Origin of the sequence: Acinetobacter sp. WCHAc060042, from assembly GCF_003231195.1 — a bacterium.
In the GTDB taxonomy this organism is placed as follows: Bacteria; Pseudomonadota; Gammaproteobacteria; order Pseudomonadales; family Moraxellaceae; genus Acinetobacter.
Genome location: NZ_QKVN01000014.1, coordinates 18,730 through 31,513 on the forward strand (window position 1 = coordinate 18,730; position 12,784 = coordinate 31,513).

General features: G+C 42.0%; 14 protein-coding genes. 10 read left to right on the top strand and 4 right to left on the bottom strand.

Going from position 1 to position 12,784, the window contains the following annotated elements:
* Positions 1 to 137: 137 nt before the first annotated feature.
* Complete coding sequence (gene mhpT, locus DPG01_RS07800; RefSeq protein WP_110974699.1) at positions 138 to 1,343, bottom strand: 3-(3-hydroxy-phenyl)propionate transporter MhpT; 1,206 nt, start codon at positions 1,341 to 1,343, stop codon at positions 138 to 140.
* 712 nt (positions 1,344 to 2,055) lie between these two features.
* On the opposite strand from mhpT, the gene dapA reads away from it, so the two are divergent.
* The 7 genes from dapA (at position 2,056) to DPG01_RS07835 (ending at position 7,808) form a co-directional block, all read left to right on the top strand.
* Positions 2,056 to 2,955: a 4-hydroxy-tetrahydrodipicolinate synthase gene (gene dapA, locus DPG01_RS07805; RefSeq protein ID WP_086210338.1), complete on the top strand. Its 900-nt coding sequence runs from the start codon at positions 2,056 to 2,058 to the stop codon at positions 2,953 to 2,955.
* A 13-nt stretch (positions 2,956 to 2,968) separates the two neighbouring features.
* On the top strand, positions 2,969 to 3,577 hold the full coding sequence (locus DPG01_RS07810) for a lipoprotein-34 precursor (NlpB) (protein WP_110974700.1): 609 nt from the start codon (positions 2,969 to 2,971) through the stop codon (positions 3,575 to 3,577).
* A 36-nt stretch (positions 3,578 to 3,613) separates the two neighbouring features.
* The gene (gene purC / locus DPG01_RS07815; RefSeq protein ID WP_004691818.1) at positions 3,614 to 4,333 is read left to right on the top strand and encodes a phosphoribosylaminoimidazolesuccinocarboxamide synthase; all 720 of its coding nucleotides are present in this window, start codon (positions 3,614 to 3,616) and stop codon (positions 4,331 to 4,333) included.
* A gap of 420 nt (positions 4,334 to 4,753) precedes the next feature.
* A complete protein-coding gene (locus tag DPG01_RS07820; protein WP_086210340.1) occupies positions 4,754 to 5,539 on the top strand; it encodes an ABC transporter substrate-binding protein in 786 nt (261 codons plus the stop codon).
* Between the two features lie 84 nt (positions 5,540 to 5,623).
* Positions 5,624 to 6,313 (top strand): ABC transporter permease, encoded by a 690-nt coding sequence (locus tag DPG01_RS07825; protein ID WP_086210341.1) that lies wholly within the window; start codon positions 5,624 to 5,626, stop codon positions 6,311 to 6,313.
* Complete coding sequence (locus DPG01_RS07830; protein ID WP_086210342.1) at positions 6,310 to 7,023, top strand: ABC transporter permease; 714 nt, start codon at positions 6,310 to 6,312, stop codon at positions 7,021 to 7,023. Before DPG01_RS07825 ends, DPG01_RS07830 begins: the two co-directional genes overlap by 4 nt.
* Positions 7,024 to 7,031: 8 nt before the next feature.
* Positions 7,032 to 7,808: an ABC transporter ATP-binding protein gene (locus DPG01_RS07835; protein WP_110974701.1), complete on the top strand. Its 777-nt coding sequence runs from the start codon at positions 7,032 to 7,034 to the stop codon at positions 7,806 to 7,808.
* A gap of 612 nt (positions 7,809 to 8,420) precedes the next feature.
* On the opposite strand, the gene DPG01_RS07840 is transcribed toward DPG01_RS07835, so the two are convergent.
* Positions 8,421 to 8,879, bottom strand: a complete 459-nt coding sequence (locus tag DPG01_RS07840; protein ID WP_110974702.1) for an Lrp/AsnC family transcriptional regulator — start codon at positions 8,877 to 8,879, stop codon at positions 8,421 to 8,423.
* 93 nt (positions 8,880 to 8,972) lie between these two features.
* Between DPG01_RS07840 and DPG01_RS07845 the strand changes: the two genes are divergently transcribed.
* Positions 8,973 to 9,590, top strand: coding sequence for a LysE family translocator (locus tag DPG01_RS07845; protein WP_110974703.1), 618 nt, complete (start codon positions 8,973 to 8,975; stop codon positions 9,588 to 9,590).
* 83 nt (positions 9,591 to 9,673) lie between these two features.
* On the opposite strand, the gene DPG01_RS07850 is transcribed toward DPG01_RS07845, so the two are convergent.
* Together DPG01_RS07850 and DPG01_RS07855 are read right to left on the bottom strand one after the other, a co-directional pair.
* Positions 9,674 to 10,948 carry a replication-associated recombination protein A gene (locus DPG01_RS07850; RefSeq protein WP_110974704.1) on the bottom strand — a complete coding sequence of 425 codons (1,275 nt, stop codon included), beginning with the start codon at positions 10,946 to 10,948 and terminating at the stop codon, positions 9,674 to 9,676.
* Positions 10,949 to 11,046: 98 nt separating this feature from the next.
* Positions 11,047 to 11,499, bottom strand: coding sequence for a YcgN family cysteine cluster protein (locus DPG01_RS07855; RefSeq protein ID WP_110974705.1), 453 nt, complete (start codon positions 11,497 to 11,499; stop codon positions 11,047 to 11,049).
* A gap of 201 nt (positions 11,500 to 11,700) precedes the next feature.
* Between DPG01_RS07855 and DPG01_RS07860 the strand changes: the two genes are divergently transcribed.
* Together DPG01_RS07860 and DPG01_RS07865 are read left to right on the top strand one after the other, a co-directional pair.
* Positions 11,701 to 11,859: a DUF1328 domain-containing protein gene (locus DPG01_RS07860; protein WP_004647174.1), complete on the top strand. Its 159-nt coding sequence runs from the start codon at positions 11,701 to 11,703 to the stop codon at positions 11,857 to 11,859.
* A 170-nt stretch (positions 11,860 to 12,029) separates the two neighbouring features.
* Positions 12,030 to 12,770, top strand: coding sequence for a dienelactone hydrolase family protein (locus DPG01_RS07865; protein ID WP_110974706.1), 741 nt, complete (start codon positions 12,030 to 12,032; stop codon positions 12,768 to 12,770).
* Positions 12,771 to 12,784: the final 14 nt, after the last annotated feature.

The following is a 12,784-nucleotide window of genomic DNA, read 5'->3' on the forward strand; positions in this document are numbered from 1 at the left end:
GGGTCAAAATTAAATGACTGTAGCCTTGAGTGCAATGGATATTGAAGCAAATCAGCAAGTACGCTACGCAGCATTGTCATTTTGATGAAAAAAAACCTGCTTCTAGCAGGCTATTTTCCAACTCATGCTTATGGATGTCATACGCCCTTCATACGACGGGTCAGTAACAACATCATCACCGCTGAAATCACAATACATGGAATCGCTGCTGAAATGACTCCTGCTGCACCGAAACCTGCGTTTAGTAATGCTCCAGCAATTGCAGGCCCTAGCATTGCGCCAATCCGCCCTACGGCAGAAGCGACGCCAATACCTGTGCCACGTACTTCAGTTGGGTAGACAATTCCACCAAAAGCATACAATACGCCCTGACAGCCAATCACAAAAGCACCAACCAATGCTGCGGCCAAATACATTTGATTCAGTGAAGAAGCCGCATTTAATGCCAATAATCCCGCCAAGATGCCGCCATACATCAGTACGATGACATAAGCTTTCTTCCAGCGGTCTGTCAGCATCCCTAAAATCACGGTCCCCACTGTCGCACTTAGCATAAAGTAGAACTGCGCCGTTGCACCTTCCTTACGTGAAAAGCCTAACTCAGTAAACAGTGATGGCAACCAACTGAGCATGATGTACACCACCATCAGGGTGAAAAAGTAGCTCACCCAAATAAATAAGGTTCTAAATAAATTATCCGCGTTCAACAGCTCTTTAAACGCGGCTTGAGGTGCAGCCTCAGTGGCAGATTCTGGGTTTTGGGTCTTTAAAAATTCCTTCGACTCAGGCAACAACCACATCATCACAGGAATGACAATAATCGGTAATAAACCACCCAAATAGAAAATATTCTTCCAGTTGGCACCAAACTCAGTACTTGCAACCAATGAAAGAATGGCAGCACCCACAGGCATACCGCAGTACATCAATCCAACAGCACGACCGCGGTTTTGTAGTGAAACTGCCTCAGAGGCTAAGGTAATTAAAATCGGCATCGCCGCACCAAGACCAGCACCTGCCAAGAACCGCACCAGCAATAAACTATTAAAGCTGTTGACCCACACCGTACAGAGTGTAAAGACCGCAAAAATAGCCACTGAACCAATCAACACTTTTTTACGGCCAATTCGGTCAGCAAAACGCCCGCCCACCAGTGCACCGGGCAATAGACCCAGAATCCCTGCACTAAAAAACACCCCCAACTGTGAACTATCCAAACCGAAATATTCACGAATGCCTGCGGCTGCAATACCTGCTGCTTGAATATCCAGCCCTTCGATGACTGCAATTAAGAAGCAAATCGCAACCGTGACAATTGCATGTTGCCTATCTGATTTTTGCATTGGAAAATCCTTGTTCAATCAGCGTTCCAAAAACGCCATCATCTATGAGCAAGGTCGGAGAAATAACTATCAAAAGGTGGAATGAAATCATACAAATGGCTAAAATTAGTGGATTAGTCCTGTATTAACATCCGTTCAGATATAGTCTTAAAAACAATAAAAATAAGGAAAAAATTTAGACTAAAATGCTGAAAATAGGCATATCACCGATTTAATAAAAGCAAGTTTCCCCCTTTTAGTGATAGCTGAAATGAATGATTAGACTGCCTTTTAGCAATGATTCTTTTGTAGCAAACAGATTTGCAGAAATCACATTTACATCTTGTATGAGTTTTAAAAGGTCTTAAATTCTGACTTTTATACACGGAATATCAGGTTTGATAGACTTTTAAGCCTCTTTTTCATCTAAAAAACCACTTTTCGATGGCCCCAAACGACTCACGTCTGCCTTGCGAAATACTATTTTCAGGTTCTGGATGAAAAGCATGTTCTTTGTGCAGCATTTAAACAGGCTTTATTTTTGTAGCAAAAGATAAAGTTTTTATACACTTTGACTAAATCATATTGTTCTTCATGTTGTGTTCGTTCATAATTTGCATAAGCATTATTCAATGCATCAGCGCTTTGAAAATGCTATAAATTAAAATACGTACCCATCCAATCTTATGTTTTTCTGGCCTAACTGGATGGACAAATAGGATATTTTTTTAAAATGACTCAGCAAGCACAGACCATCCAAGGCTCAATTGTCGCAATCGTCACCCCTATGTTTGAAGATGGCAGCGTAGATTGGAAGGGTCTAGAGAAGCTCGTTGAGTGGCACATCGCACAAGGCACAAATAGCATTGTTGCTGTCGGTACAACGGGTGAAGCGTCTACTCTAAGCATGAAAGAACATACACAAGTGATCAAAGAAATCATTCGTGTAGCAAACAAACGCATCCCGATTATTGCGGGTACTGGTGCGAACTCAACTCGCGAAGCCATTGAGTTGACCAAGGAAGCCAAAGCACTGGGTGCAGATGCTGCCCTTCTTGTTACCCCGTATTATAATAAACCGACTCAAGAAGGCTTATACCAACATTATAAAGCCATTGCAGAAGCGGTTGACCTGCCTCAGATCCTTTATAACGTTCCAGGCCGTACTGGCGTTGATATGACAAATGAAACCGTTATTCGTTTGGCAGATATCCCACAAATTGTAGGCATTAAAGATGCCACAGGCGATGTTGCTCGTGGTCAAGCTCTGCTTGAGGGTCTTGCTGGCAAAGATATGACTGTGTATTCAGGCGACGATGCAACAGCCTACCAACTGATCTTGTCAGGTGCTCAAGGTAATATTTCTGTGACTGCAAACGTTGCACCAAAACAAATGAGTGATGTTTGTGCAGCAGCACTTGCAGGTGAAGCTGAAAAGGCAGAAAGCTTAAATACTCAAGTTGCAAATCTACACGAAATTCTATTTTGCGAATCGAACCCAATTCCTGTGAAATGGGCACTTCATGAAATGGAGTTAATCGAAACGGGTATTCGTTTACCATTAACACCACTTGCAGAACAATATCGCACACCGCTCCGTGAAGCACTCACAAAAGCGGGTGTCATTCAATAAAGAGCACATTAATATGCAATTACGTTTAGGTCTTACCCTCGCACTTTCAGTCGTCAGTTTAGCGGGTTGTAGTTCTCTTGCAGTCAATAACGGTAGTTTGGACTATAAAGAAACAGCAAGCTTGGAACCTCTTAAATACCCTGAAGGCTCAATGGTTCGACCTGCAACGCCGTTGTATCCAGCTCCAACGGTTGAGGCACTTGCTTTAGAACACGCACCAGTACTTGAAAACAAGCGTGGTAACCGTTTCGCAATGCCTCGCCCAGAATCAACTCAAATTACCAACCAAACAGAATCAACTGAAACCGTAGCTGTAGCCGTAGGTCGCCCTCAATTGATTATTGACGGAAATAAGAATCCGCTGCTCAAAGTTGAAGGAAATTCTGCTACAATTTGGCAATACACACTTGCCACCCTCAGCAGTCTCAACCATCAAATCGTTGGCCAAGGCAAAAATGGTTATGAAGCAACCATTAAGGTCGATCAACAGACCTATGTGTTAAGACTAACCGCTGTCGGTACAAGCAATAACCTTGCAGTGTTCAATGCCGATAACAGTTTTGCAGCGCCTGAAAAAGCCACAGAATTGTTAACTCAGATTTACCAAAATTGGCCAGCCTAGTCGTACTAGGCATTTTTTTTTGAAAAAGGTTCCCTCATGTTAAAACAAACCTTGCTCTATACTGGTAAAGCGAAATCTGTCTATGAAACAGACAGTGCAGACCACCTGATTTTAGTCTTTCGTGACGATGCTTCGGCATTCAATGGTGAAAAGATCGAACAACTAGATCGAAAAGGTAAGGTGAACAACCGTTTTAACGCCTTTATCATGGATAAATTGGCTGCGGCTGGCATTGAGACTCACTTTGAAAAACTTCTTTCACCAACAGAAGTTTTAGTGAAAAAACTCAGCATGATCCCTGTTGAATGTGTGATTCGTAACTATGCAGCAGGTTCTTTATGCCGTCGCTTAGGTGTAGAAGAAGGCAAGGAATTAACTCCGCCGACTTTTGAATTATTCTTCAAAGATGATGCTCTTGGCGACCCAATGGTGAATGAGTCTCAAGCGATTGCTTTAGGTTGGGCAACTGCTGAGCAACTTGAGCAAATGAAAGTCCTCACTTACCAAGTGAACGAAGTGCTTAAAAACTTATTTGACCAAGGTGGCATGCTACTTGTGGACTTCAAACTTGAGTTTGGTGTATTCCACGACCGTATTGTTCTTGGTGATGAGTTCTCTCCAGACGGCTGCCGTCTATGGGACAAAGAAACCAAGAAAAAACTCGACAAAGACCGTTTCCGTCAAGGTTTAGGTGGTGTGGTTGAAGCGTACGAAGAAGTTGCTGCACGTTTAGGTATCGACCTTTCTGATATCTAATCTATTACAGATTCAAAAAAACCGAGCTTAAACGCTCGGTTTTTTGTTTAAACTTCATCTAGAGTCTGCTCGTTTTCAAACCACGTTTCGCTCAGAATACACTTTGTGGAACATCGAAATTTGCTAAAAAATCAACAACGCTGTACGTCATAGCGCACAAGACTTCAGGTATATTTCAGCTATGTATCAGATATGTTTTTGCATATGATAAAAACTTATGAACAGGACGTTCTTTAGATAAAAATTTTCCAACCGAAACAGTACGCTTATTTCCTCCTATCTCATGGCGAAAGATCAACTCATCACCAACGATCGGAAAATTGGTATAAATATTGCTTTTATTCAAAAGTAATCAGTAGGATAAGTTCTATCTTCGTCTTATTTTTTAGATTTGATTTTTTACGGATGGCTATATTTACAATGAAAAACTGGCAAAAGAAATTACTCCTTTCGACCACATTCGTACTCACTGCGTTGAGCGGCTCTGTTCAAGCCAAAGAATGGAAAACTATTCGTTTTGGTACAGAATCCGCATACGCTCCTTTTGAATATAAAACCCCTGACAATAAGCTGGTCGGTTTTGACATCGACTTGGGAAATGCTATTTGCGCCAAATTAAAAGCCAAATGTGTTTGGGTAGAAAACTCCTTTGATGGAATGATTCCTGCCCTCAAAGCCAAGAAATTTGATGGAATTTTATCATCCATGACCGTGACGGCTGATCGTTCAAAACAAATCGCGTTTAGTAATAAAATTTATAATACTCCAACCCGCATGGTCGCGAAAAAAGGCTCTCCTTTACTTCCGACACCCGCTTCTTTGAAAGGAAAACGTGTAGGTGTGCAACAAGGGACCATCCAAGAAAGTTATGCAAAAGCTTATTGGGCACCTAAAGGTGTGAATGTGGTTCCTTATCCAAACCAAGATGTGCTTTATCAAGACATGGTTTCTGGGCGTCTAGATGCAACATTACAAGATGCAATTATGGTTGATGGTGGTTTCCTGAAATCAGCAAAAGGTAAAGGCTTTGCTTTTGCAGGCAATAATGTGGTCGATGCCAAAACACTCGGTGTAGGGGCTGCCATCGGCTTACGTAAAGAAGACGTCGATCTGAAAAAGAATATTGATAAGGCTTTAGCTGAAATTATTGCCGACGGCACCTATAAAAAACTCGAGAAAAAATACTTCTCCTTCAGCATTTATTAACCTATAAAGTGTCGGTTCAATACCGACACTTTTTATATATAGCTGATTTACAAAATATTATATTTTTACTCGGAGAAACTGAGTATGTTTTTGTCTGGCTATGGTCCCGTATTACTCAGTGGCACTTGGATGACCATTCAGCTTGCATTGTTATCCCTTGTACTTTCGATCATGATTGGATTGTTTGGTGCAAGTGCCAAACTCTCCCATATTAAAATCATACGCTATGTTGCGACTGTTTATACCACACTCATTCGTAGTGTTCCCGATCTGGTGATCATGTTGTTGTTATTCTATAGCCTGCAACTTGGACTGAACTCCATTACCGAATCTTTGCAGATGGAGCAAATTGATATCAATCCCTTCGTGGCGGGGGTGATTACTTTGGCATTTATTTATGGGGCCTATTTTACTGAAACCTTTCGTGGTGCATTTCAAGCCGTCCCCAAAGGTCAACTTGAAGCCGCATATGCCTACGGCATGACCCCATTTCAAGTTTTCAGGCGTGTCCTCTTTCCACAAATGATGCGTTTTGCCTTACCAGGCATTGGTAACAACTGGCAAGTCCTCATCAAAGCCACCGCTTTGGTGTCCTTAATTGGTTTGACCGACATTGTCAAAATTACCCAAGATGCAGGTCGAAGCAGCATGCAAGTGTTCTATTTTAGTATCGTTGCGGCAGTCATTTATTTGGCCATCACCACCCTTTCAAATTTAATACTCATGTGGCTGGAACGTCGTTATTCTGCTGGTGTGAAAAAGGGACAATTATGATTGAGATTATTCAACAATATTGGCAGTCCTACCTGTGGACCGATGGTTTTCAAATGACTGGCGTTGCCATGACCGCATGGTTGTTGGTGCTTTCTATTGCAATTGGCTTTGTTTTAGCTGTACCTCTATCGGTTGCCCGCGTATCAGAAAATCCTTTTTTACGTCTTCCTGTTTGGTTTTACACCTATGTATTTCGTGGTACACCCCTCTATGTACAACTGCTGATTATTTACACGGGAATTTATAGCCTTGAATTTGTCCATGCCCATGAACGGCTCGATGAATTCTTTAGAGAAGGGCTTAATTGCACCATTTTAGCGTTTGCACTCAATACAGCGGCTTATACCACTGAGATTTTTGCTGGCGCAATACGTTCAATTCCCTACGGTGAAATTGAGGCAGCAAAAGCCTTTGGAATGTCGCCGTGGAAACGCTATACCCGCATTATTATTCCGTCTATGCTACGCCGAGCACTGCCTTTTTATGGCAATGAAGTCATTTTGATGCTGCATGCAACCACCATTGCCTTCACTGCAACCGTGCCTGATATTCTCAAAATTGCACGAGATGTCAATGCTGCCACTTATGCCACTTTTGACGCCTTTGGCATTGCCGCTGTGCTATATGCCTGTCTGGCATTTATCCTCATTTGGATCTTTCGTAAATTGGAACAACGCTGGCTGGCGTTTTTAAAACCATCGAATCATTAGGAGAAAAAATGGAAAATTCAGCAAAACTGGTGATTCGAGATCTTTGTAAAAGCTTTGGCGATCATGAAGTCTTAAAAGGGGTTTCACTTGAGGCACATGCAGGCGATGTGATTAGTATTATTGGTTCCTCGGGTTCAGGTAAAAGCACCTTTCTTCGCTGCATCAATTTTCTAGAGCAGCCAAGCCAAGGTAGCATTGAACTCAATGGTGAGCAGTTAGAGACGAGCTTGGATAAAAATGGCAATCTCAAAGCCACAAATCCCAAACAGCTACAAAAAATGCGCACCCAACTGATGATGGTGTTTCAACATTTCAACTTATGGTCACATATGACGGTATTAGAAAACATCGTTGAAGGGCCCATTCATGTTTTAGGTTTAAAACGGAGTGAAGCGGAAGAACGGGCTCGTAAATATTTAAGAAAAGTTGGGCTCGCAGAAAGTGTAGAAACAAAATATCCCTCTTTTCTATCTGGTGGACAGCAACAGCGTGTCGCGATTGCTCGTGCCTTGGCAATGGAGCCTGAGGTGATGTTGTTTGATGAACCAACCAGTGCTTTGGACCCTGAGCTGGTAGGTGAGGTGTTGAAAGTGATGCAAAGTTTGGCTGAAGAAGGCCGAACCATGATTGTGGTCACTCATGAAATGGGCTTCGCACGCCATGTGTCCAATCATGTCATTTTCTTAGATCAAGGCAAAATTGAAGAACAAGGTGATCCAAAAGAAGTTTTGATTCACCCCAAAAGTGACCGCCTCAAACAGTTTTTAGAAGGTAACTTTAAATAATTGAATAACCCTCAAAACCCTGATTCAAGAAAAACCCGTTTTAAACAGAATGCCAGTCAGTTCCGAAACTGACCGGCATTTTCTTTTTAAACTCTAGATCTTATTTAATACTGGTTAATGTCATCCACCACCCGAAAAAAAATAAAAACATTGCTTTTATCTGTGGTGCAAGACGAAGTCGTCAGCATTAAAAATGGACTGCTTTTACAGCAAAAGTTGTTTTACATATATAAATTGAACAAGTTCTGTGGTCGGGCACATCGCATCGCAAGATTTTTTCTTACAAACCTCGCTTCATCAGAAACAAAACAAAGACCGAAAATTTAACTTAAAAACGCTAAGGCTCAGCAAAAAGGAGCTAAAAATTTAAGGAAATGAATACGGAGCGTATTTACTGGCTGACATTTTCTTTTTAATCGGGCCATTTTATTACAACTCTAAACCAACACTTTCAACTTGGCGCATATATAGGGCCGATAGCTAACGTTTTATCGCGGTACACTCAAACTGACAAGAATACTTCAACATCAACGCACGACTGAAAGGGTTTAACTCGCGAATAGCGATTCATGTTAAAAACCTCGCTAGAACATTCGGTGTCCTATTGACACGTTATATATTTGCATACTGATTTTTAGTGGTTTCCATCACTAAAAAACTGGTGATGGAGGTAATACAAGGAATCGTCCCCAAAACATCCGTATGGAACTTTTTATACGCTTTAATATCTGCCACTTCTACTCTAAGTAAATACTCAACCGAGCCCGTAATGGTATGACACTCGGTCACTTCATCCGCAGCAGAAATCACATCCTCAAACTGAACCAAACTTTCTTTTGAGTGACAAGACAACCCGATAGTCACATAAACCGTTAAACCAATCCCCAAAAGCGAACGGTCAATCACCGCTTTATATCCGCGAATAATGCCTATTTTTTCTAGTTCTTGCACGCGTCGTAAACAGGCCGAGGCTGACAAACCCACGCGTTCTGCCAGTTTAATATTGGTTAAATGTGCATCGCGTTCAAGCTCACACAATATCTTTCGGTCTAAGCGGTCTAATTCAATCATTTATTGCATAAAATTCATTTTTAAAGATCAATATACAATCAAATTGTGCTAGATCAACAATAAAATAATATTTATTTTGACCTTTCAGCCATTATGAATATGTCTCTCTTTGCACCTTATCTGCTGTTTTGTATTGTTATGACAAGCACACCTGGCCCTAATAATGCACTGGTCATACTGTCTGGTGCACGATTTGGAATATATAAAACTGTACCGCTCATTCTTGGCATTGCCTTTGGGGTTGCCGTACAACTCTTCACCATTGGCATCGGATTGAACCAAATTTTCCTTACTCTGCCTCAGCTTCAATTTATTTTAGGTTTTATTGGTTTTATGTATATTCTTTGGCTTGCATGGAAAATTGCATCTAGTGGGCCACTCAACATCGAATTAGAGCAGAAACCCTCCATGGGCTTCCTGCAAGGTGCGTTATTTCAGTGGGTCAATCCCAAAGCATGGATCATCTCTATCAGCACAGTCTCGACTTATTTTGCTTTAAATCCTCCTGTCAGCGAGATCATTTATGCCGCCCTGATTTTAATGTTGGTTTCGATTCCCTGCGTTGGCATTTGGGCGGTGAGTGGACTTTTCTTACGTCAGCACCTCATCAAACCTCAGTTTGCTTTTATCTTTAATATCACGATGGCAATTGCCTTGCTGGTCTCTGTTTTACCTACTGCATTACGATTGATGAGTAGTTTAACGCCATGAGCATATAAAAATCCCTACACATGGCTACAACGCATACATAAACCACTCCAACAAAAAAGCCCGATCTTTCAATCGGGCTATATTTACTGTTGTTGCTGCTGTTGTTGCCAACGTCGCTGTTGTAAGCGCTCTCCTTCAACCTCACGCTTATTGCGTGCTGACTCATATAGCTTGGTGCCTTTCAGTTCAGGTGGTAAATACTCTTGCATCACAAAATGCTCTGGATAGTTGTGTGGATACAAGTAGTCGACACCATAGCCCTGCTCTTGCATCAACTTAGTTGGTGCATTTCTTAAATGCAACGGCACAGGTAAATTTGCCGTTTTTTCAGCCAAATCTAAGGCTTTATTGATTGCAAGATATGTACTATTACTTTTTGCACTGGTCGCCAAATACACCGCACACTGCCCTAAAATAATTCGGCACTCTGGCATACCCACAGCTTGAACAGAGCGGAAGCATTCGCCCGCCAGAAGTAAAGCATTCGGATTTGAGTTGCCAATATCCTCAGAGGCAGCAATCAACATACGACGTGCAATAAAAACGGGATCTTCTCCGCCTTTGAGCATGCGTGCCATCCAATATAAAGTAGCATCAGGGTCACTGCCACGAATCGACTTGATAAAAGCCGACACCAGATCATAGTGCTGCTCACCCGATTTGTCATAACGGGCAATATTTTGCTGTGCAACTTTGACCACCATTGCATTGGTCACGATATTTTCAACGTCTGGCTCGAAAGTTCCTGCAATCAACTCAATAAGATTCAAAGCTTTACGTGCATCACCTGCGGCAAATTGCACCAAAGCTTCAAATTCTTCGATCTGAATGTAGCGCTCTTTTAAAAATTTGTCGTTCTTAATCGCTTGTAATAATAAAGTTTGAATCGCATCAGCATCGAGTGCATTTAAGGTATAGACCTGACAACGTGACAGTAGCGCGCTGTTCACTTCAAAAGATGGATTTTCTGTGGTGGCGCCAATGAGGGTAATTTTGCCTTTCTCCACAGCATTCAGTAGCGCGTCTTGCTGTGATTTGTTAAAACGATGAATTTCGTCAATAAACACCACGGGTGGCATTAAGTCCCCGCCATCGGCAATGATCTCACGGAGTTCTTTGACCCCCGTATTGAGTGCAGATAGACTGACAAACGGTCGGTCGATCGCTTGTGCCAACAGTAAAGCAATCGTGGTTTTCCCCACCCCAGGTGGTCCCCAAAAAATAATAGATGGCAAATGTCCTTGATCAATCATTTGACGGAGCGGTGCCTGCTCACCCAATAAGTGATCCTGCCCAATAATTTCAGACAAATCACGCGGGCGTAAACGTTCAGGCAGTGGAATATTGCTATCGGACATAGGACTAAGACTTAAATGCGTTCATCGAATGCTTATGTTATGGCAAATTCAGGTAAATGACACAAGCTTTTCATGCAATTTCACGCCGCTTTTCTCCGCTAGCGAACCCAACGCACAATATAGTCTTCGATCTCTTCTTGATTGATCTCATCTTCAGAAATACAGCGTCCCGCCGCAGACTTTTTGGCTTTTAGAATGCTCTCACGTGAACCCGTGTTCAGATAGTGCCATCTGGGTAAATTTTTACCTTCATGTAAACGACGATAGGCACAGCTCGGTGGTAACCAATGAATCGTGTCTAAAAGTTCGGGGGTGAGCTGGATACAATCGGGTACATGCTGCTTGCGGTTGGGGTAATCACGACAACTGGCCGTTTGGCAATCCAACAGCTTACAAGACACTTTGGTATAGGCGACTTCCTGACTTTCCTCATCTTCAAGTTTCACCAAACAACACAGACCACAACCATCACACAGCGCCTCCCACTCTGCTGGATGTAACTCAGCAAGGGTATAATGCTTCCAAAACTCTGGGCGTAATTCGTGTGCCATGGGGGCTGCCAATAAACTCAATGACCTATTATAACCGATCATCAGCTTAGTTTTTAGCGTCAAATCATTTTCAAGATTTACATCATATTCATAAACTTAAAATAAAAACAGAACATTTTTTAAACAAAAGCAACACAGTGAGTTTGAAGGATCTTTTTATACTCAATAAGTAATCAATAAAAACATCCATGGAGAAGAGCTATGTTTCGTTGGGCGATTATTTTTGCAGTGATTGCACTGATTGCAAGTTTACTTGGCTTTGGTGGTGTCGCAGGTTTATCGAAAGACTTTGCAATTATTTTATTAGTGATTGCAGTCATACTTGCTATTGTCGGCTTCTTGTCCCGTGGCAAAGTATAGGGAGCTTAAATGCTTCACTGACAAAAAAGAAGGAATGATTTCCTTCTTTTTTTCGTTATGGCATTTAAAAAATAATTTCTCACATTTCTTCTATAAATCAGGCTGTTTTTCAAATCCTTGTAAAAGTTTTTATGCTTTAATCAGAACATATTATCTAACAGGATTTGAGCATGACGATCAGTATTCAAACTCGGGAAATTCAATATAACACAGCAGATGGACAACGCTTAGTCGGTTATTTTGCAGCACCCAATGGCCAAACACCCCATGCAGGAATCATTGTTGCACCCGAATGGTGGGGTCGAAATGAATATACTGAACAACGTGCTCGCGAACTAGCTGAACATGGTTATGCTGCTCTGGCGATTGATATGTACGGCGACAAAAAAGTCACCACTGATGCCAAGCAAGCCTATGAATGGATGATGCAAACTTTTGCCGATGCAGACACCATCGTCAACCGTGCTCAAGCAGGTTTAGATACGCTTGCAGCCCAGCCTGAAGTGAATGCCGATCAACTGGCGGCCATTGGTTTTTGTTATGGCGGTAAAGTGGTTTTAGACTTGGCACGTTCTGGTGCTCCACTCAAAGCTGTCGCAACCTTCCATGCAACTTTGGCACCGAAAGCCCCTGCGGTCGAAGGTCAAATTCAAGGTGAAATTTTAGTTTTACATGGTGAGTTAGACAGCATGGTCACCTTGGATGATGTTGCAAGCTTCCGTGAAGAAATGCATGCAGCGAAAGTAAATCATGAAGTCATTATTTTTGAAGATGCGAAGCATGGCTTTAGTAATCCGTTAGCCGATGAACGTGCCAAAGCCAATGGTGTAGACTTGGGCTATAACCCTGAAGCAGAAAGACAGGGTCTTGAAGCAATGTATGACTTGCTAGAACGCAATCTCAGTGCTTAACTAGAGACGAGCAA

What these genes read in the sequence shown, in the direction of transcription:
- DPG01_RS07860 (WP_004647174.1), top strand. Translation starts at nt 11,701, where the DNA reads ATGTTTCGTTGGGCGATTATTTTTGCAGTGATTGCACTGATTGCAAGT.
- DPG01_RS07830 (WP_086210342.1), top strand. Translation starts at nt 6,310, where the DNA reads ATGATTGAGATTATTCAACAATATTGGCAGTCCTACCTGTGGACCGAT.
- DPG01_RS07825 (WP_086210341.1), top strand. Translation starts at nt 5,624, where the DNA reads ATGTTTTTGTCTGGCTATGGTCCCGTATTACTCAGTGGCACTTGGATG.
- DPG01_RS07820 (WP_086210340.1), top strand. Translation starts at nt 4,754, where the DNA reads ATGAAAAACTGGCAAAAGAAATTACTCCTTTCGACCACATTCGTACTC.
- dapA (WP_086210338.1), top strand. Translation starts at nt 2,056, where the DNA reads ATGACTCAGCAAGCACAGACCATCCAAGGCTCAATTGTCGCAATCGTC.
- DPG01_RS07850 (WP_110974704.1), bottom strand. Translation starts at nt 10,948, where the DNA reads ATGTCCGATAGCAATATTCCACTGCCTGAACGTTTACGCCCGCGTGAT.
- DPG01_RS07840 (WP_110974702.1), bottom strand. Translation starts at nt 8,879, where the DNA reads ATGATTGAATTAGACCGCTTAGACCGAAAGATATTGTGTGAGCTTGAA.
- purC (WP_004691818.1), top strand. Translation starts at nt 3,614, where the DNA reads ATGTTAAAACAAACCTTGCTCTATACTGGTAAAGCGAAATCTGTCTAT.
- DPG01_RS07810 (WP_110974700.1), top strand. Translation starts at nt 2,969, where the DNA reads ATGCAATTACGTTTAGGTCTTACCCTCGCACTTTCAGTCGTCAGTTTA.
- mhpT (WP_110974699.1), bottom strand. Translation starts at nt 1,343, where the DNA reads ATGCAAAAATCAGATAGGCAACATGCAATTGTCACGGTTGCGATTTGC.
- DPG01_RS07855 (WP_110974705.1), bottom strand. Translation starts at nt 11,499, where the DNA reads ATGGCACACGAATTACGCCCAGAGTTTTGGAAGCATTATACCCTTGCT.
- DPG01_RS07865 (WP_110974706.1), top strand. Translation starts at nt 12,030, where the DNA reads ATGACGATCAGTATTCAAACTCGGGAAATTCAATATAACACAGCAGAT.
- DPG01_RS07845 (WP_110974703.1), top strand. Translation starts at nt 8,973, where the DNA reads ATGAATATGTCTCTCTTTGCACCTTATCTGCTGTTTTGTATTGTTATG.
- DPG01_RS07835 (WP_110974701.1), top strand. Translation starts at nt 7,032, where the DNA reads ATGGAAAATTCAGCAAAACTGGTGATTCGAGATCTTTGTAAAAGCTTT.